Origin of the sequence: Streptosporangium sp. NBC_01810 (genome assembly GCF_035917355.1) — a bacterium.
GTDB lineage: Bacteria > Actinomycetota > Actinomycetes > Streptosporangiales > Streptosporangiaceae > Streptosporangium.
Map to the genome: position 1 here is coordinate 1070565 of NZ_CP109070.1, position 19437 is coordinate 1090001.

The following is a 19437-nucleotide window of genomic DNA, read 5'->3' on the forward strand; positions in this document are numbered from 1 at the left end:
AGACGGGTTCGACGGCTACGGCGAGTGATCGGAATCGGTGATCTCATGGATCCCGGTGACGGCCGCGCGCCCACTCGGGTCATCGGGGTATTTCCCCGGTGCGGACATGACCCTCACCTTTCCGGGCCGATGGCCCCCTCTTCGGTGCCGACCCCGAACGGTACGTGGGCGCCGCCTGAGCGCTGACTGTCGGTCTCCGGTCGCCACTCGCATGTCGGTGACCGGAACCTCTACATTCGACAGATACCTAGGGGGGGTATAAGTTAGGGCCATGAATGACCGCACTGAACAGCACCTGAAGGTCCATGTCCACAAACCAGACGACCAGGACGACCCGCACGCCGGTCACGACCACGGCAACCGTGAGGGACACGGCGGGCACTCTGGCCACTCTGGCCATGGAGGCCACGGTGACCACGGCGATCATGTGGGTCGGTTCCGGCGGCTGTTCTGGATCATGCTGGTCCTGGCGGTGCCGGTGGTGGGCTTCAATGACATGTTCGCCCATCTCGTGGGCTACCGTCTGCCCGACGCACCGTGGGTGTGGTGGGTGTCGCCGGTGCTGGGGACGGTCGTTTACTTCTGGGGTGGTTGGCCGTTCCTGACCGGCGCGATCAGTGAGATTCGCTCACGCAAGCCCGGGATGATGCTGCTCATCGGGTTGGCCATCACGGTCGCCTTCATCGCCTCGTGGGGCGCGAGCCTGCACCTGCTCGATCATGAGCTGAACTTCTGGTGGGAACTGGCGCTGCTGGTCGTCATCATGCTGCTCGGGCACTGGATCGAGATGCGCTCGCTGGCCCAGACCACCTCCGCGCTCGACTCGCTGGCTGCGCTCCTGCCCGACGAGGCAGAAAAGGTCGACGGCGACGATGTCGTCAAGGTCGCACCTGCCGATCTGGTGGTCGGTGACGTGGTGATCGTCCGCCCCGGGGCCTCGGTGCCGGCGGACGGCCGGATCGTTGGTGGCTCGGCGAGCATGGACGAGTCGATGGTGACCGGCGAGTCGAAGTCGGTGCGCCGCGAGCAGGGCGACCAGGTTATCGCCGGAACGGTCGCCACCGACTCCGGGCTACGCGTGGAAGTCACCGCCACCGGTGACGACACCACCCTTTCCGGTATCCAGCGGCTCGTGTCCGATGCCCAGGCGTCGTCATCGCGGGCCCAGCGGATTGCCGACACCGCGGCGGGGGGGTTGTTCTGGTTCGCGCTCGGCGCGGCGGCGATCACCGCTGTGGCCTGGAGCGTCCTCGGGATGCCCGATGCCGGTGTGGTGCGCACCATCACAGTGCTGGTCATCGCCTGCCCCCACGCCCTCGGGCTGGCCATCCCGCTGGTGGTCTCCATCGCCACCGAGCGGGCCGCCCGCGGAGGGGTCCTCATCAAGGACCGTCTGGCCCTGGAGAGCATGCGCGCCGTCGACTCGGTCCTGCTCGACAAGACCGGAACCCTCACGAAGGGTGAGCCGACCGTCACCGCGGTCCAGCAGGCCGGTGACCGCAGCGAGGAGGATGTGCTCGCGCTGGCTGCCGCTGCGGAAGCCGACAGCGAGCACCCACTCGCCAAGGCGATCGTTGGTGCCGCCCGCACCCGAGAGCTGGACGTCCCAGCCGCGAGCGACTTCTCGTCCTCGCCGGCGGTCGGCGTCAAGGCGAATGTCGACGGCACCACGATTGAGGTCGGCGGTCCCTACCTGCTCAAGCAGCACAACCTGGACGAACTGTCGGTGGCCGACGCGTGGCGCGAGGAAGGCGCCATCATCCTGCACGTCCTCGCCGACGGTCAGATCGTCGGCGCGCTGCGCCTGGCCGATGAGATCCGCCCGGAGTCCCGCGAAACGGTCGATGCCCTGCACGCGCTCGGCGTCCAGGTCGTCATGATCACCGGCGACGCCCAAGCCGTCGCCGACTCTGTCGCCGCAGAACTCGGAATCGACCGGGTCTTCGCCGGGGTCCGGCCCGAGGACAAGTCCGCCAAGGTCGCCGAACTCCAGGCCGAGGGCCACAAGGTCGCCATGGTCGGCGACGGCGTCAACGACGCCCCCGCCCTCGCCCAGGCCGATGTGGGCATCGCGATCGGCGCCGGAACCGACGTGGCCATCGCCTCGGCCGGTGTCATCCTCGCCGGCTCCGACCCCCGCTCGGTGCTCTCGGTGATCGAGCTGTCCCGGGCCGGCTACCGCAAGATGAGACAGAACCTGTGGTGGGCCGCCGGCTACAACCTCATCTCCGTACCTCTGGCCGCCGGTGTCCTGGCACCCATCGGTTTCGTTCTTCCCATGAGCGTCGGCGCGATCCTCATGTCCGCCTCAACCGTCGTCGTCGCCCTCAACGCCCAGTTGCTGCGACGACTCGACCTCACGCCCGAGCACAGCGCAGCACGCGTCCTCGACGAGCGCGCCGGAGGCGATCGACATCCGCATCGGTGACGGCGAGTGTCCCGGTTCCCCGTCCTGTGGGCGCTTCTGCCGGAGTGTCACGCCAGTCAAGGCGGGTTCGACACCTACGGAGAGTGATCGGAGCCGGTGAACTCGTGGATCGCGTCGACGGCAGGGTGGGCGAGCATGAAAGGAGGATCAGGATGGACCGGAAAATGTCGGTGATCAGATCCGGCAGACCGAAGATGAACATCCTTGATATACGTCCATAGGACAGGAAAGCAACGATACAGCGGGAGAGGTCGAATGCGTGTCTGCTCTGGAGGGCCACGATGAGCAGACGTCGGTGGTCGACATTGTTTCTGCAGCTCGTCCTGGTTGTGGTCGCCGCACTTCTGGGCATCGTGACGAACTACGCGACCAGTGTGGAGAACGGTCCGTTCTTGTTGCAGATTCTGCAACAGATCGCGGCTCCGGCCATCGGGGTGCTGATCCTCATCCTGATCGCGGGCACTATTGTGACCTATCGCCTGGAGAACCCTCCGCTTCCCAAGCGGGTATGGGATTTCAGCCGTCCGCCGTATCCCGGGCTGGATGCTTTCAAAGAGGATGAAGCGGCGGTTTTCTTCGGCCGTGACCGACAGATCTCCGATCTCGTACGGCGGTTGCACAACTCCTCCATCGCGCCGGATGACCGGTTCGTCGCGCTGGTCGGCGCTTCCGGAAGCGGTAAGTCCTCACTGGTGCAAGCCGGGGTGATACCGAGGTTGCGAGAGCGGCGCTGGTTGGTGCTGCCTGTCATGACGCCCGGAGGCAACCCGATGGCGGCACTTGCCACAGCCCTGTCCGATGCCGAGGGCACGGTTGAGGCCCCTGCCGTACTGCGGCGTTTACGGCGGTCGCCGGATGACCTCGCCCATCATGTCCAGCGACTGAGGACGACGACCGGGCGCCGCTTCAGCCGGTTGCTACTGGTCGTCGACCAGTTCGAGGAGCTGCTCACGTCAACGGGAGAACATGAGCGGGATCTGTTCCTTTCCGCCGTGCGCACAGCCCTTGAGCGGGATCGAAGACTCTGGCTGGTGGCCACGCTGCGTATCGAGTTTCTCCGTGACTTTCTGGAGACCACCCAGGCGGGGCTTTTTGAGAACCCCATGGCCATCGGGGCGATCGGACACCCCGAACTGGCGCAGGCCGTCGAGGAACCCGGTCGACTGGCGGGGATGCGGTTCGCACCCGGCCTGGTGGATCTCATCGTGAAGGAGGCCGGAACCAGCGACGCACTACCGCTGCTGGCGTACCTGCTACAGGAGCTGTACGACTTGGTGGGCTCGGACAGGATGGCTGACATCGAGCACTACCGGTCACTCGGCGGTGTGGGCGGGGCCATGGCACGCCAGGCGGACCAGGCGGTCGTGGCATTACACGGGGAGGCCGGCATCGAGCCGGTTCTCGCGGTGCTGTTGAAGTTCGTGACCGTCGAAGGACAGGAGGCGGCCAGGCGCAAGGTCGTCCTGACCGAACTGCCCCCTGACGAACGGCGGATCGTCGAGGTGTTCGTCGAGGCCCGGCTGCTCGTCACCGACGTACGAGACGATCGGCCGGTGGGGCAGGTCGCGCACGAGGCCTTGTTCCGGCAGTGGCCACCACTCCGGCAGGAGGTCGAGACCCGTGCCGAGCAGCTGCGCCGACGCGCTGAACTGGAACGGTGGGCGGTCGATTGGCGGAGATCCGGGCGCAGTGACGATTACCTTCTGACCGGGAGCCGGCTCGTGCTCGCCCAGCGATGGCTGACCGGCCTGGTGGATTCCGGCCAGGCCACCGAAGATACTCGTGAACTGGTCGAGGTCTCCCAGCGCCGGGATCTGGCGTTCTTGCGGCGGATCTCGGATGGCATCGGCAGGCATGTCCTGACCTCCGCCGAGCGGGCACCCGAAGAGTCCCTGTTGCTCTCGCTGGCAGCCCTCGACGAGTGCGTGACGACCCAGGCCGCACTGCGTGGCCTGATGACCGCACTGGTGTTCAGCCACTCCACCCTGTCTCTGCATGAGCACACGGACGCGGTCCGCAATCTGGCATGGTCACCTGACGGGACACGCATTGTCACCGCCTCCCGTGACGGTACCGGCCGGGTGTGGGATGCCGTCACCGGTCGGACGCTGGCCGTACTCTCCGGTCATGGCGGAATGGTCGAGATGGCCTCATGGTCGCCCGACTCGGCCAGAGTCGCGACCGCCTCGCGAGACCAGACAGTCCGCCTCTGGGATGCCGTGACCGGCGAACTTCAGCGGATTCTGACCGGTGCGGCGGACGTCGTACGAGGCGTGGCCTGGTCACCGGATGGCCTGCACGTGGCGGGCACCTCGCGGGATCTGACCGTGCGGATCTGGAACGCGGAATCAGGCGAGATCATGCGTGAACTACACGGCCACTGCGACAACGTGCTCGGTGTGGCGTGGTCCCCCGACAGCAGTCGTCTGGCCACCGCATCTCATGACCGCACGGTGATCATATGGAATGTCGCAGACGGTACGGCGGACCTGACCCTTAAGGGACATCAGGACTACGTCGAAGGGATCGCCTGGTCGCCCGACGGGACGAGGCTGGTCACCGGCGGCCACGACTGGTTCATTCGCGTCTGGGACGCGGCCGACGGACGACAACTCACTACCCTGACCGGTCACCAGGACTGGGTCATCTCGCTAGCCTGGTCCCCGACACAACGAATGCTGGCCTCCACTTCCGACGACCGCACTGCCCGCATCTGGAACATTGCCGCCGGAGAGCAGCACACGGTCCTGCGCGGGCACGACAGCTGGGTCGACTGCGTCTCCTGGTCCGCTGACGGGACCAGCGTGGTCACAGGTTCGGCGGACCGGACCGCACGCATCTGGGACGTCGCCTCCGGCAGGCAGACCGGTGTCCTACGTGGCCATGAAAGCCGAGTCCATGCGGTCGCCTGGTCGCCGGACGGCACCCGGATAGCCACCGGATCCGACGACTGCACCGTACGGGTCTGGGACGCCGAGCGCTGTGAGGAGATCACCATCGCCGGTGTCCACCGCGGAAAGATCAGCTCCGTCGCCTGGTCCGCGGACGGACGGGCGCTGCTCACCGCGTCATTCGACGGCACGGCGCGAATCTGGCAGGCCGAGCCCGACCTGTCCCGGCTGCAGGCCCTGGCGCGAGGCCGCGTCTATCGGAGCCTGACAGTGGAAGAACGACGCGGTCACATGTTGCCCCTCCCCGCCCGTCAGGAGACGGCCGCCACCTCGCGGACCACCCGGTCCACCAGGTAGAGCGACGGATCCACGCCCATCCGGGCGCGCTTGGGAGAGTCCCAGTACTGCTGATTCCGCTCCTGGAAGCTCTCCGGTCCGTCGTACGAGAGCACCCAGATGAACTGGCTGCGCTCGTGATCCAGCCAGGCACCGTGGATCTCGAACCCGAATTCGCGGCGGAGTGGCACGATCCGCGATCGCCACTTCTCCGCCCATTCCTCCAGCAGGCCCTCTTGGATCGTGTAAATGCGATGCTGAACGGTCCCGGCCATGTCATCGCCTTTCGCCTTGGGTTGGATATGGGGCCACCGTGCGCTGAAGATCGTACGACTGCGGTCTCCTCACCCCTGATTCGTGAGCGGGAGGCGGAGGATGAAGCGCGCGCCGCGGGTGGGCGGGGCTTCTACGTGCAGGGTCCCGTGGTGGGAGTGGGCGATGTCGCGGGCGATGGCCAGGCCGAGGCCGGTGCCTCCTGTGTCGCGGCTGCGGGCGGTGTCCAGCCGGGCGAAGCGCTGGAAGATGTTCTCGCGTTCTGACGCTGGGACTCCCGGGCCGTCGTCGGTGACGGTGAGCTCGGCGCTGTCACCGCTGCGGCGCAGCCCGACCTCGACGCGGCGTACCGCGTGACGCTGGGCGTTGTCGAGCAGGTTGGTCAGTATCCGGCCGATCTGCCCGGGGACGGCGTCGACTACCACGCCGGGTTCGAGCCGGAGCCGCATCGGGTGCAGATCGTGCGCGCGGCGGGGCACCTCGGTCTCGATCAGCCGTGCCAGGTCGACGTTCTCCAGCGCGGCGGCCTGGTCGGCCCCTTGCCTGGCCAGCTGGAGGAGGTCGGTGGTGATGGCCTGCAGCCGGTCCACATCGCCCAAGGTGTGTTCGAGCAGGTCGCCGAGGTCGGTCTCCTCGGGGTGGAGTTGCGCCTCCTCCAGCTGGGCCCGCAGTCCGGCCAGCGGGGTGCGCAACTCGTGGGAGGCGTCGGCGGTGAAGCACCGCTGCCGTTCGAGGGACTCCCGCAGCCCCGCCTGCAGGTGTTGCAGCTCCTGGACGCGGGTGTGCTCCACCTCGTAGAGGCGGGCCCGCACCAGGGCCTGGGAGATCAGCCCGCTGAGCGCCGTGAGCAGCGTACGCTCCTCGCCAGGGAAGCGGTGGGGCTGGTCGAAGGAGATCACGCAGCACCCCCGGTACTGGCCGGGCACGAGCAGCGGCAGAATCGCCCAGGCGTTCTTCTCCGAGTCGTCGACGCTCCTGCGGGCCATCCAGCGGGCGAAGTTCGGATAGCGCTTGTGGTGCTCGGCCCTGGAGGTGATGAAGACCGGGGCACGCGATCGCAGGGCGTCGGAGAGGGGGGACGGCTCCACGGGCACCTGGTCCTCCAGCCGGTCAAGGATGTCCGCGGCGTGGTTGAAGGCTCCGGCCACGTGCAGGCGACCGTGGTCGACGGTCAGCATGATCAGTCCCGCCGCGCCGAACGGCGGCAGCACCCGCTCGGCGATGACCCGCACCAGGTCACGGGCGGTCACGGCGTCGCCGAGGGCTCGGGTCAGCTCCTGGACCCAGGCGGTCCGCTCGGCGGCGGCCTGCTCGGCGGCCTCGCGCTCGGCGTCGCGCAGGCGCTTGTCGGTGACGTCGGCGAGATAGAGGGTCAGGCCGTCGGGCACCGGCACCAGTCGCACGCGGTACCAGCGACCGTCGGTCGGCCACCGCATGTCGAGAGTGGCGGGCTCCCGCCCGGCGGCGGCCCGGTGGCACGCCGCCCGCAGGTCGGGCGACTTTCCTGTCGGCAGGTCCCACAGCACCTGACCGTAGGGGTCGGTGACCCCCAGGAGGCGCTCGGCGTCGAGGTTGACGAAGGTGATCCGCCAGTCGCGGTCCACCGCGAGGAAGGCGTCGCTCATGTAGCGCAGCGCGCGGCTGACCGACTCGCGGGCGATACGGCTCTCCGTGGTGTCCCAGACCGTGCCGATCATGTGTGTCGGCTCGCCGGCCGCATCCAGCACCACCCGGCCGCGTTCCTGCACCCAGCCCGTGGTTCCGTCCGGGCGGCGGGCACGATACTCGGCCTCGAACAGTCCCCTGGTGCGGACGGCCTCCTCGGTTGCGGTCATCACCCGGGGATAGTCATCTGGGTGGATGAGGTTGACCCAGTAGTCAATGGTGTGGGGGCCGCTGTCCACATCGATCCCCATCACGGTTAGGCCGGCCTCGTCCCAGCGCAGTTCGCCGGTCAGGATGTTCCAGTCCCAAGATCCGATCCTGGTCGCCTTCAGCGCCTGCCGGAGATGAGAGCCGGTGGAGAGGTCCTGCCGCCGCGGGTATCCACCGTCTGAGTCGGTGCCGGATCCGGCCAGCCGCTGGGCCAGCCAGTCGGCCAGTGATCGCAGGAACGCCCGCTGGCGGCCGGTGAGCTTGGCGGGCCCGCAGGAGAGTACGGACAGTACGCCGACCGGCGCGTCGCGGACGCGCAGCGGCACGGCCGTCAGGGTCGCGGTGGGCGGTATGGCCGCGGCCGTCTCCTTGGCGCTCTCGCGCCCGGCGCCTGGGGCGACGGACGTGCACACGGGCGCTCCGTCGCGCAGCGCCCGGACGACGACGTCCCGGATCGCCTCCCCCCACGTCTGCAACTGGGCGGGAGGCAGCCCGGAGGCCACCAGCAGGCGCGGTCCCCCGCGGTCGACCCGCGCTCCGGACCAGTGCACCATCCCGCTCAACCCATGCAGTTCGGCGACCGCCTGGTCCAGCGCGTACTTCAGCACCTCGATCTCGCCGAGGCCGACGGAGGTGAGCGCGAGAGTACGCAGCCGCTGGTTCTCCTCGGAATCGGCGCCCCAGGTTTCGTTCCTCGCCATCCTCTTGCCCCCCAACTGTCACAACAGAGGCACGGCGCCGGACAGATGTTCTTCGCGCTGCCGACAGCGGATGAACTATTTTCCAAATTTATCATAGTAACGACTGATTTTCAGAAAAAAGCAAAGCCTCTGGCAAGCGGAGACCTGGCCGGTTCCGACCATGCCATTTCAAGACGGATCTTTTGCGAATTCATCATTGACATCCCAATTTGACTTCTTATTATTCGACCGGCATGCGGCATTGATCCATGATTATGGTGAGATCGGTCTCCAATCCGGTGGTTGGATGACGCACGATCCCGTCGTCATCTCCTCGCTGGAGAAGAAGGCGATCGGGCTTCGGACGGCGGCTGTTCCGTTCGAGGATTTCCTCGCGGGCGTATGAAATCTCGCCTCACTGTCTGTCCTGCCGGTCTTCGCTGAGAGCACGGTCGATGTCGGTCGTGCTGTCGCTTTCCGCCAGGTCGTCGGTGCTCTCCCGATCCTTGAACTCCTGTTCGGTGAAGAGCGTGACGTAGACGTACTCGTTCAGACCCTTCTCGGCCGCGAGCTGGTTCACCTGCCTGCGAAGCGAGTGCGTCAACTCGGCGGGCCAGCCGCCTTCGTACGCCCCCTCGACAACGATCAGAGCCTTGAGCGCCGACTCCCCGTCCGCGTCCAGGTATGGCTCGACGGACACCTTCCTGATTGACGACGAGCCAGGGATCTCCACCCCATGTATCGCTCGCGCCAGCTCTTCCAATACTTTGCCCCGGCGGTCAATGCTCATGTGTGAGGGATCACCTTGAGGTGGGACCCACGTGATCGGCACAACAACGGGCGGCGTCTTCTCGGAACTGTTCGTAGGAGCGGTTTCGGCCTGCGGGGTTCGTCGCCAAGCCCATCATCGCGGCCTGGCCGAGAACCTCCGGTGCGTCGGCCTCCCGATAGCGGCGGCCTGAGCCGCTGACCTCTCGCATGAGCACCCGCTTGGGATCGGCCAGCCGTCCGGTGTCCCTGCCACGATGGCGGGCGGGCACCGACCACGAGCCGCATACGGCAGTGAGTGCGTCAGGAAACAGCAGTAGCCAGGACTCGATCTCTGCCACAGCCAGGGCATAGTGCGCCGTACCCAGTGCTGCCTCCAATGCCTTCTCCACCCGCAGGCGAATGGCCGGATACCGCTCGTCGTCGACCGCGTCGAGATCCTCGTGAACGAACACGCACGCCACCGTCGTGTCATCGCGTACGGCTCTCGCGCGGACCTTGCGCGCGAGGGTCTCCGCGCGGGCGGCGAGGTTCGCACCGGTGGCCTGGTGCAGTCGCACCGGATCGCCGATCTCCACGATCCGTCCGCGCATCTCCGGGCAGAACTCCTCCAAGAGGATCCGGAGGCTGAGCCGGTCGTTCCGATCCTCACCGGCGACGACCACGATCGGCTTCCTGGTCGGCCGGATGCGGGTTCCCCCGCGCCTGCTCACAGATCGCCCCCCAGCGCACCGGAGAACCACAGCTCTCCCAGGGGCATCCCCTCGCTGGCTCGCACGATTTTCTCAACCTGGGCGGTCGAAACCGCCGGGATGACGGAGGAACCGTCCTCCGCACGCTCGCACACGATGAGTTCCTCTGGCTTGAGCCGGTCGGCGAGGGCCGGCGAATGTGTGGCGATGATGAACTGTGTTCTGTCGCTCGCCTCCCGGACCCGCTCGACGAGGATCTCCAATGCCTGCGGGTGCAGGCCGTGATCGATCTCTTCGACGCAGGTGAGCGCGGGCGGGCTGGGATCGTAGAGCATCGCGAGAAGACCCAGCAGGCGGATCGTGCCGTAGGAGGCGTCGAGCAGCGAGGTGGGTTCGCGCAGCCCACGTTCCCTGAGGACCACGACGACGGAATGAGCGCCCCCGGACCGGTAGTCGAAGTCGAGCGCTTCGAGTTGGGGGAGAACCTCCACCGCGTCGGCCTGGAGCCGCTCCCACGCCTCTTCGTCGGTATCCCGCAGAGTCAGCAGGAACCTCGCCAGGTTGGAGGCGTCATCCGCGATCGCCTCATATCCGCTCCGAGGAACACGCGACGGCAGGCGCGCGCGGTGCACGTCGACGTCGAAGACGCGGAAGGTGGTGAGGAAATCGGCCAGGGCCACCACCTCTCGGCCGCCGAAATTCTCCGACAGCCGGGGCAGAGTGGACAGGCCGGTGCTGAACGGCTGGATTCCGACCTCCATCACCGCGGTGCGCCGCTCGGACTCGTCATCCGAGATCACCTCGTCGGCCCCGTACTGTGAACTCGCGGCTCGCTCACCCGACACTTCGATCCGGTTCCGCCAGCCGCCGGCCCGGCTGAGGTGAAAGATCTCCTCCCGTGCCGGAGGACTACCGTTGATCTTCAAGCGGTACACATCAAGCGGGCACCCGGATGTCTCGGGGACGGACCAGTGTCCCTTCAAGCCGATCTGGATGTGATTCGGCCTCAGTTCGCCGCCCCGGAACACCAGCTCGTCAAAGCCGCCCCGGTCCTCAAGCGCCGGTCCCAGGTCGGTCCGGACGATGTCGGCCAGGAAGTCGAACACCCGTAGCACGTTCGTCTTGCCCGCGCCGTTGGGCCCGACCAGCACGTTGACCGGTCCCAGCGGCAGCGACACCTTCCGCAGGCTGCGGAAGTTCTCCACTTCCAGCTCTACCAACCGCCCAGCCATCAACCCCACCTCTTCCTGCCCGGCGCCGACGAGAGTCGTCCGGCGAGCCGCTTCCCGAGCCATCTTTCCTGTTCTCATGGCACCGATCCGGCGAGATCACCGAGAACCCTGCCGGGTGGTCGGTGCCTCGGACCACGACGCGAGCAGTCAATCATCCGGCAGGCGATCCCCATGGACGGCAGGGCACGAGGTCGGAGAGCACCTACCGGCCGCCCTGGTGCGTGGTCGGGCGGCCGGTAGGGGAGGTCGTTCAGCCGAGGTCGAAGTCGTCGGCCTTGATGCCGTTGATGAAGGTGGTCCACTCGGTGGGGGTGAAGAAGAGGTTGGGGCCGTGGGGGTCTTTGGAGTCGCGTACGGTGATCAGGTGGGGGTGTCCGGTCTTGTGGGCTGGGCCTTCGGTGAGGTTTTCGAGCTCCGCGACCTCGACGCAGTTTCCACCGTTGTTGCCGCTGAGGCTTGACTTGCGCCACCGTGCCTTGCTCAGGTCCATTTTTCCTCCGTTGTTCGCTTAATAAGGTCCGTCGACATGTTCAGCGGCAGGGCCTCGATGCGAATGGCCTCGAACCGCTGGACGGTCATTGTGATGTCGTCCCGATCGCCGGTCGTCAATCCGCGAATGGCCGTTTCCAAATACGCTACCTCGCTACCGTCTTCCAGGGTCGCGATCGCGAATCCCGCCAGCAGGCCGGAGCGGACGTAACCGGAGGGAACGACCTGAACGCTGAGTTGAGGGCCGGTGATCGCGACGAGGTGTTCCAGTTGCTCGCGCATGACATCCGGGCCTCCCACCAGCAGGTTCAGGACCGTTTCGCTGATTACGCAGCGGAGGGTCGGTGGCTTCTCGCGGGTCAGAATGTTCTGACGCTCCAGGCGGGCTGTGACGGCTTCGTTGTCGCCCAGCAGAGCGTGTGCGTATGCCTCGGTCTGGAGCAGGCCGGGGACCATCAGCGGCTCGTATGTCCGGAGCGTGACGGCGGCGCTTTCCTTGTCCCGCCACTTTCCGAACCAGGAGGGGAAGACCTGGCCCTTTCTCCAGTCGAGGAGTCGGAGGAGGGCGCCGCCCGTGTTGAGGGCGAAGTCGCACGCCTCGGCGAATTCCGGGCTGGCCGGGAGGTGCCCCGTCTCCACCCCGCTGATCAGGGACTCGCTGAAGTGGATCTTCTCGGCGAGCTCTCCCTGGGTGAGGCCGGCTGCCTTCCGGTAGTAACGCAGCTCCCTGCCCCATATTGCCTGAGGCGTGTAGAGGTCGGCCACAGTGCCCTCCTAACCGGAGTTCAACAAAAGCCTTGTGAACTCCAATGCGTGCCCTTCGTAATCGTTCCGCTACCAAGCGTAGTGATGTCTCGGCAATCTGAACATACAAAATCCGAGACAGGAAGAAAAATCATGGAAGAGGCCATCAAGGCGAGTGCGGCACTGACCGAATGCCGCTATACGATGAATCCGGCATTCTCCCCATTGGGGGAAAAGTGGATACCTCGTGATCCCAGAAACGTCGCCTCGGCCCGCCGATTCGTGCGTGACCTGGCAGCCGACTGGAACGCGGCGGAAGACGTCCCGGAAATCGCCGAACTCCTGGCCTCGGAACTCGTCACCAACGCCATCGCGTACGGCTCGGCGGACGTCTCCGATGCGAGCCCGATCCGCATCACGGTCAGCGGGGAGAAGGACCTGCTGACCGTGGACGTCTACGACTCCTGCATCGAGATCCCACGGATGAAACAGCCCGACGACCTGGAAACCTCCGGCCGTGGCCTCGCCATTGTCCAGGACCTCTCCCACAACTGGGGTTGGACCCTGAACCCTTACGGCAAATCCGTCTGGTTCCAACTGGTGGCATGGCCGTAGAGGTCGAGAAGAACAAACCCGCCGCTCTCATCCGCTACGGCCACCGGCGGCACTGGCCGGCAGAGCTGTCACTCACACCTTGACCTGTTGTGCCGTCGCCATATCAATCCGCCCGGTCACCGCCATCGTGATCAGTGCCTGCCGTCGCTCGGTAAGGACTTCCAATTGCTTCTCTAATGCTGCTCTCAGGAGTCGGTTCCTCTTGGTGGCTTCATCTAGATTACGAATAAGGCGGTCCTGGACTTCCCGCTCAGGGAAAGGGAATCGATGAACGGCGAGTTGCTCGCCGGTGAGGTGGGTCATTGTCGTGCTGTTGCCTTCGACCTCGAAGACGCTCATGGCCCGAGCGACACGGAGGCAGTAGTACAACCAGCGCACCGAACTGCGCCCGCGAGATCTGGCTCTATGTAGAGCCTTTTGGTAGTAGATCTCTGGGATTTGTCCTTCCCAGATGGCGGCTCGCCCTGGGTAACTTCCACCCTCGCAGATAAGGAGATCGCCGGGGAGAACCTCGTAGCGCTTACGCTCGCTGCGAGGAAAGTTCATCTGGGCGAGGTCTTCGACATCAATGTCATCCCACTGAACGTTGAGAACGCGTAGGTAGGGTTTTAGATTCGTACCTCTGGTGCGCTCCTCGTTGAGCATCTTCCCCAGCTGAATGTCGAACTGACTGGAAACGGAGGCGACCGGCCACGAGGCTGGGATCTCTCTCAACCAATCAAGGCCACTTGTTTTTCGTTCACCTGGTTCGTCGGCTCCGCGTAGCGCGTCATAAATACTGGAAAGCTCTCGTTCCTCGATGAGGTGAATCTGGCGCCTGTGGGCGGAGATGAATTGATCGATTCGAGACGTTTCGGTGTCTAGGAAGTCAGCGATGTTCCGCTGTTCTTCGAAACTGGGAAGAAGTAGAGAAAGATTTCCCACCTGCTCGGCATTAAGGTTGTTTTGAGTGGTGCTTCGCGCCATGGAAAGTAGCGTTGGACGTAGACTCACAAGGGAGTAGTTGAGAAATCTTGGGTCCACTCCAAGGGCTGGAGTAATCCCTAAGATTGCCTGGTTCCAACATCCAGGCTCTCCGAGAATTGCTGTATGCCCCAAGCTTGCATACATGCTGAATAGGAGGGTTCCGGGAGGAGCTAATTTTAGTCGGGCATTGCGCATTCCTTGACTTGATATGCGACGACTTGTGGATTCAACTACTGAGCGGTTTGACATATCACCTATTGCTACCCAGGCGTAACCATGAGTATCTGATTCCACCCAGTTATCTGCATCGCTAACATCGGGAGTTCCCCCGGAGGTGAGATGGGCAATGCGCTTAAGCTGCACTCTTTGCCAGTTCATCCAGTCACCTCGCCCAGGAGCTTCTGGATCTCGGCCTCCAACGCCTTGAGTTCCGCGTCGATCTCTTCCAGCGGCCGAGGTGGTGTGTACACGTAGAAGTGCCGGGTGAACGGGATCTCGAAGCCGACCTTCGTCTTGGAGTGGTCCACCCACGCCTCCGGGACATGCGGGAGGACCTCGCGCCTCATGTACTCCTCGATCTCGGCCTCCAGCTCCGCCGGGGTGGAGTGCATCGAGGTCAGCGGCACGTTCTCGTTGTCGCGCAGGTCGGGATCGGGCAGCGGGTTGTTCTTCCGGTCGGTCTGTAGCTCGCCCTCGGGGTCGCCGGTCGACACCTCGGCCCAGATCGCCTTCTCCACCGGGGCGGGCAGCTTGCTCAGCCCGTGCTCCGCCATGGCCGCGTCCAGCTTTCCGGCGAACTCCAGCTTGGTGCCGCACCCCGTACCGGCCAGGGATCGCAGCGCCGCCAGCAGCGCGTCGCGCTGCTCGAACTTGGCCACCGCCTTGGCCTCGGCCACCGTGTCGGCGGTCTCGGCGGTCACCTCGAACCGCTGCCGGAGCGGGCGCTCGACGGTGATCCGCTGGTAGCCGAACGCGTGCCGCGGGAAGACCTTGACCTTGGGGTTCGGCTCCTGGCCGTCGGTCAGGGAAAGGACCTCGCGGTAGAGGTCGGTGATCTCGGCGATCCGGTCGTCGGGGATGAGCTTGCGCTTGTCGCCGAGGGACTTGCGCATCTTGGCCCAGCGATCCCGGGCGTCCAGCAGGATCACCTTGTCCTTCAACGCGGGCGCCTTGCGGTTGGACAGGATCCAGAAGTAGGTGGAGATCCCGGTGTTGTAGAAGAGCTGGTCGGGCAGGGCGACGATCGCCTCCAGCCAGTCGTTCTCCAGGATCCAGCGGCGGATCTCCGACTCGCCGGAACCGGCGGCGCCGGTGAAGAGCGGGGAGCCGTTGAAGACGATCGCGATGCGGGAGCCGCCCTGGTCGACGGGCTTCATCTTGGAGATCATGTGCTGGAGGAAGAGGAACGACCCGTCGTTGATCCGGGGGGTGCCCGCGCCGAACCGGCCGGCCCAGCCGAGCTGGTCGGCCTCGTCCTGCACCTGCTTCTGGACCTTCTTCCACTCCACGCCGAACGGCGGGTTGGCCAGCAGGTAGTCGAACCGCCCCTCGGGATGGCCGTCCTGGGTGAAGGAGTTACCGAAGGCGATCTTCGTGGGGTCCTGGCCCTTGAGCATCATGTCCGAGCGGCAGATCGCCCACGACTCGGGGTTGAGCTCCTGGCCGGAGACCTTGACCGTGGCCTTGGTGTTGTAGCGGGTGATGTGCTCCTCGGCGGCCGAGAGCATGCCGCCGGTGCCGCAGGCCGGGTCATAGATCGTACGGACGATGTTGGGCGTCATCACGTCCTTGTCGTCCGGCGCCATCAGCAGGTTGACCATCAGCCTGATGACCTCGCGCGGGGTGAAGTGCTCACCGGCGGTCTCGTTGGAGATCTCGGAGAACTTCCGGATCAGCTCCTCGAAGACGTAGCCCATCTGGTGGTTGTCGACCACGTCCGGATGCAGGTCGATCTCGGCGAACTTCGAGGTCACCAGGTAGAGCAGCCCGGCCTCCTCCAGCCGGGTGATCTGGTCGTCGAAGCGGTACTTCTCCAGCACCTCGACCGCGCCCGGGGAGAACGCGCCGATGTAGGAGCGCAGGTTGCGGGCGACGTTCTCGGAATCCTTGCCCAGGGTCCCGAAGTCGAGCGGGCTGGTGTTGTAGAAGCTCGCGCCGGAGGCGTTCCGCAACTTGAGCTCGACCAGCCGGGGCGGCAGCAACTGGCCCTTCAGCTGTTTCGCCTCGGCGAGCACCGCCTCCTTGGTGGGCTCCAGCACGCAGTCGAGCCGCCGCAGCACGGTGAGGGGCAGGATGACCTTGCCGTACTCCGACTGCCGGTAGTCGCCGCGCAGCAGGTCGGCCACCGACCAGATGAAGTCCGCGTACCTCTGGTGGTTACCGCTCAAGGTTTTTCCTTCACGTCGTTCTCGGTGTTCTCAGTGTGCTCGGTGTTCTTGATGTCCTCGGTGGACGGCCGGACGGCGCCGTGGGTCAGGCCGTCGGATATCAGCTGGATCAGATCCTCGCCGAGGGTGGCGACCCGGCGCAGCGAAGCCTCGAATTCCGCCAGTTTCCGGAACGTCTCGCCGTACCCGCGCTGCTCCTCGATCGGCAGGGGCGGGAGTTCCGCGCGGCGTACGTCCACCTGGGCGCGGCTGCCCACGGTGACGTAGTTGCGCAGGTTGACCGAGCCGCTCAGGAAGCCCGCCACGAAGTGGGGGTCGAGCAGGGCCGGGTCGGGGCGGAGCAGGGAGAGGCGGAGGCCGAGGACGGGGCCGCCCTCCCCGGCGACCCGCGCCACCGGGCGCCGCGCGATGTTGGGCACCAGCACGTCACCGGGCCGCACGATGATCTCGTGCTGTACGGCTACGTCCGGCGTGGTCGCGGTCGGCGGGGTGCCGTCGACGACGTCCTCGGCGGTGAGGACGGTCAGCCCGTCCGCGACCTCGGACGGCTCGCCGGGTCTCACCGGGCTCTGGTGGTGGATCGTCAGCATGCCGCGCCGCAGGAGTTCGGCGAGCGGGACCATCGGGAGGTCCTTCGGCTCCGGAGCCGACTCGACGGTCGGCACCAGCTCCGCGGCGAGGCGGAGGAAGTCGGCTACTCGGTTCCGCTGCCCGGTGACGCGCTCGGGCGACAGGTCCGCAGACGGTGGCGCGAGATACCGGGCGGGGGTGAGGTCGACGTCGTCGTCGAGCAGTTCGATGGAGGGGACGGCCCGGCTCACGCCCGGCTCGTCGGCGCCCGCACCGGCCTCGAAGCGCGCCCAGGCAGCCGCGGCGACCCGCGCGAAGTCCTCCGGACGGTCGGAGGTGTCGACCATCAGGACGTGATCGGGTGTCTGGGAGTCCGCAGGTCTGCGCAGCACCCACAGGGCCAGGGCGACCGCCATGTTGGGGATGCTCCCGAGCGGGAGTGTGATCACCGCTTTGAGCGCTCCCCGGCGGATCAGCTGGGCGCGGATGCGGCGGCCGGATCTGCGGCCGGCGACGGCGGGTGGCATGAGTACGACGGCTGTGCCGCCGGGTTTCAGCTGGAAGAGGGCATGCTGGATCCAGGCGAGTTCTGACTCCATCCGGGGTGGCAGGCCGTACTCCCAGCGGGGGTCGGCGGTCAGCTCCTCGTATCCCCAGGCGCGGTCGTTGAACGGCGGGTTGCACACGACCGCGTCCACCCGCGTGCCGGGGAACGCGTTCTGGCGGAGTGAGTCGCCGTGCGAGACGCGCACGGTGGCGGCGTGCAGCGCGAGATGCGCGGCGGTCAGCCGGGTGGTCGCCTCGTCGGCGTCCTGGCCGAGGAGATGGCGGACCTGGTTGCCGGGGCGGTCGCGCAGCGCTTTCAGCAGGGCTCCCGAGCCGCAGGCCGGGTCGAGGACGATCTCGGGGGAGGGGCCGCAGAGCTCCGCCATGAGCCGGGCGACCGGTTCGGGGGTGGCGTACATCCGCTTGCTGTGCAGTTCGAAGTAGCGTTCGCGCAGGAAGGTGAAGGTCTCCTTCGCGCCGTCCTCGGTGGCGAGAGCGGCCACCCGGCGCAGCAGCGGCAGCCGGTCCCGGATGAGGCACTTCGGCGGCGGCGGGTTCTGCATCGGCGCGGCGCACGCGGCCAGGACCCGTTCGGGGAGCACGGCCGCCACGGCCGCGTCGTCGGTGGCGGAGAGTGCCGCCCAGTCGTCGTCCTCCCGATCGAGGTAGACCAGGAAGGCGCCGAGGTCGGCGATCAGGTCGGCGAGTTCCTCCTCGGGCACGCCCGCGCGCAGGTCCTGCCAGAGCCACTCGCGCGCCGGGAGCGGCTTACCGTCGCTGTGGCCGAGCAGCCACTCCTTGATCTCGCCGAGGGAGAAGGCGGGGCTGGTCGCGGTGCCGCCGACGGGCTGGGGGAAGTCATCGTGCCTGCGCCGCCAGTTGCTCACCGCGGCGCGGCCCACATCGCCCAGCCGGGCGATGTCCGCCGCGGTCACCTGGACGTCCCTGTCCATCGGTTCCTCCGTGTCCGCCGTGGTCACCTGGGCGTCTCTGCCCATGGGCGCCTCGTCATGCCCGCCGCGGTCGTCCGGGCGTCCCTGTCCATCGGTTCCTCCGTGTCCGCCGCGGTCACCTGGGCGTCCCTGTCCACCGCTCCTCCGTCCGCTGTCGATCGGACCGTACCCGAGCGCGTCGCCTGCATGCAACGTCCCCAAAATTGTTGGTCGATTCCATCAACACGTGTTTTACTGAATTTAATTGGACACTAAGCATCATCATCACGGAAGGAACCGATGACACGTGATCACCCCCACCACGCGCATCGATCAGTTCCAGGCCCCCACGTCACGCGGCAGGAGGCGCCTTCGCTCCGGGCGGGCCGTGCACCTGCTGGACATCGAGAACCTGACAGGGGCCAGTCGCCCCACCACCTCCGAGGTCGCCGAGGTCATGGCCCGCTACCGGCGGACCGTCCCGATCGGCCCGATGGACCAGTTCGTCGTCGCGGTCAACCACGGCGCGCTCGTCGCGGTCGGGATCGCCTTTCACGGTGTGCAGTTACTGGCCCGCTCCGGCCCCGACGGCGCCGACCAGGCCCTGGCCGAGGCCGCCCGGGGCGACCGGATGGACCAGCGGTTCGACCGGGTCGTGATCGGCTCGGGGGACGGTTACTTCGCCGACCTGGCCGCCTGGCTCGTCGACTGTGGTGTGCACGTCACGGTCGTCTCCCAGCGCGATTCGCTCAGCCGCCGTCTGCGCGCCGAGGTGCCCGCCGTCATCACGCTGGAACCGCCCGCCGTCATCACGCTGGAACCGCCCGCCGTCATCACGCTGGAACCGCCGGCTGTCATCACGCTGGAACCGTCGGCCGCACAGGTGGCCTGACCTTTGTGCGGAGGGTCGGGAATGGGGACGGTGCCCGCGTCGGGTCTGGCGTTCATACTTTCACCATAGGAAGCGGAGCATGTTCGCGTCATGGTCCAATCACGGCAAACTGGACCGGTGC

15 protein-coding genes are annotated in these 19437 nt (G+C 66.4%); 5 read left to right on the forward strand and 10 right to left on the reverse strand.

What is annotated here, in order from left to right; genetic code table 11:
* Positions 1-271 precede the first annotated feature (271 nt).
* A complete protein-coding gene (locus OIE13_RS04895) occupies positions 272-2428 on the forward strand; it encodes a heavy metal translocating P-type ATPase (protein WP_326642479.1) in 2157 nt (718 codons plus the stop codon).
* Positions 2429-2709: 281 nt separating this feature from the next.
* Positions 2710-5676, forward strand: coding sequence for an NACHT and WD repeat domain-containing protein (locus OIE13_RS04900; protein WP_326642477.1), 2967 nt, complete (start codon positions 2710-2712; stop codon positions 5674-5676).
* Here OIE13_RS04900 and OIE13_RS04905 read toward each other — a convergent pair.
* Both OIE13_RS04905 and OIE13_RS04910 read right to left on the reverse strand, forming a co-directional pair.
* Entirely contained in the window at positions 5631-5930 is a 300-nt protein-coding gene (locus tag OIE13_RS04905; RefSeq protein WP_326642475.1) for an NIPSNAP family protein, read from the reverse strand. The two genes, OIE13_RS04900 and OIE13_RS04905, sit on opposite strands and share 46 nt — an antisense overlap.
* Positions 5931-5999: 69 nt before the next feature.
* Positions 6000-8504, reverse strand: coding sequence for an ATP-binding protein (locus tag OIE13_RS04910; RefSeq protein ID WP_326829595.1), 2505 nt, complete (start codon positions 8502-8504; stop codon positions 6000-6002).
* Between the two features lie 160 nt (positions 8505-8664).
* Between OIE13_RS04910 and OIE13_RS04915 the strand changes: the two genes are divergently transcribed.
* Positions 8665-8889, forward strand: a complete 225-nt coding sequence (locus OIE13_RS04915) for a DUF6879 family protein (protein ID WP_326829596.1) — start codon at positions 8665-8667, stop codon at positions 8887-8889.
* 9 nt (positions 8890-8898) lie between these two features.
* Here the strand turns inward: OIE13_RS04915 and OIE13_RS04920 are convergent, their stop codons facing one another.
* From OIE13_RS04920 to OIE13_RS04940, 5 genes are all read right to left on the reverse strand, one after another.
* Entirely contained in the window at positions 8899-9183 is a 285-nt protein-coding gene (locus OIE13_RS04920; RefSeq protein WP_326829597.1) for a hypothetical protein, read from the reverse strand.
* A gap of 100 nt (positions 9184-9283) precedes the next feature.
* The gene (locus OIE13_RS04925) at positions 9284-9964 is read right to left on the reverse strand and encodes a hypothetical protein (protein ID WP_326642467.1); all 681 of its coding nucleotides are present in this window, start codon (positions 9962-9964) and stop codon (positions 9284-9286) included.
* Complete coding sequence (locus OIE13_RS04930; RefSeq protein WP_326642465.1) at positions 9961-11175, reverse strand: AAA family ATPase; 1215 nt, start codon at positions 11173-11175, stop codon at positions 9961-9963. The genes OIE13_RS04925 and OIE13_RS04930 overlap by 4 nt, the downstream gene beginning before the upstream one ends.
* 250 nt (positions 11176-11425) lie before the next feature.
* A complete protein-coding gene (locus tag OIE13_RS04935) occupies positions 11426-11665 on the reverse strand; it encodes a DUF397 domain-containing protein (RefSeq protein WP_326829598.1) in 240 nt (79 codons plus the stop codon).
* Positions 11656-12429, reverse strand: coding sequence for a helix-turn-helix domain-containing protein (locus tag OIE13_RS04940; protein ID WP_326829599.1), 774 nt, complete (start codon positions 12427-12429; stop codon positions 11656-11658). The genes OIE13_RS04935 and OIE13_RS04940 overlap by 10 nt, the downstream gene beginning before the upstream one ends.
* A 132-nt stretch (positions 12430-12561) precedes the next feature.
* Between OIE13_RS04940 and OIE13_RS04945 the strand changes: the two genes are divergently transcribed.
* Positions 12562-13023 carry an ATP-binding protein gene (locus OIE13_RS04945; RefSeq protein ID WP_326642460.1) on the forward strand — a complete coding sequence of 154 codons (462 nt, stop codon included), beginning with the start codon at positions 12562-12564 and terminating at the stop codon, positions 13021-13023.
* Between the two features lie 72 nt (positions 13024-13095).
* Here the strand turns inward: OIE13_RS04945 and OIE13_RS04950 are convergent, their stop codons facing one another.
* Genes OIE13_RS04950 through OIE13_RS04960 form a run of 3 tightly spaced genes read right to left on the reverse strand, consistent with a single transcriptional unit; the run spans position 13096 to position 18445 of the window.
* A complete protein-coding gene (locus tag OIE13_RS04950) occupies positions 13096-14367 on the reverse strand; it encodes a restriction endonuclease subunit S (protein ID WP_326642458.1) in 1272 nt (423 codons plus the stop codon).
* Positions 14364-16376: a type I restriction-modification system subunit M gene (locus OIE13_RS04955; protein ID WP_326642456.1), complete on the reverse strand. Its 2013-nt coding sequence runs from the start codon at positions 16374-16376 to the stop codon at positions 14364-14366. Before OIE13_RS04955 ends, OIE13_RS04950 begins: the two co-directional genes overlap by 4 nt.
* On the reverse strand, positions 16373-18445 hold the full coding sequence (locus OIE13_RS04960) for an N-6 DNA methylase (protein ID WP_326829600.1): 2073 nt from the start codon (positions 18443-18445) through the stop codon (positions 16373-16375). The genes OIE13_RS04955 and OIE13_RS04960 overlap by 4 nt, the downstream gene beginning before the upstream one ends.
* 286 nt (positions 18446-18731) lie before the next feature.
* On the opposite strand from OIE13_RS04960, the gene OIE13_RS04965 reads away from it, so the two are divergent.
* The gene (locus tag OIE13_RS04965) at positions 18732-19316 is read left to right on the forward strand and encodes an NYN domain-containing protein (RefSeq protein ID WP_326829601.1); all 585 of its coding nucleotides are present in this window, start codon (positions 18732-18734) and stop codon (positions 19314-19316) included.
* Positions 19317-19437: the final 121 nt, after the last annotated feature.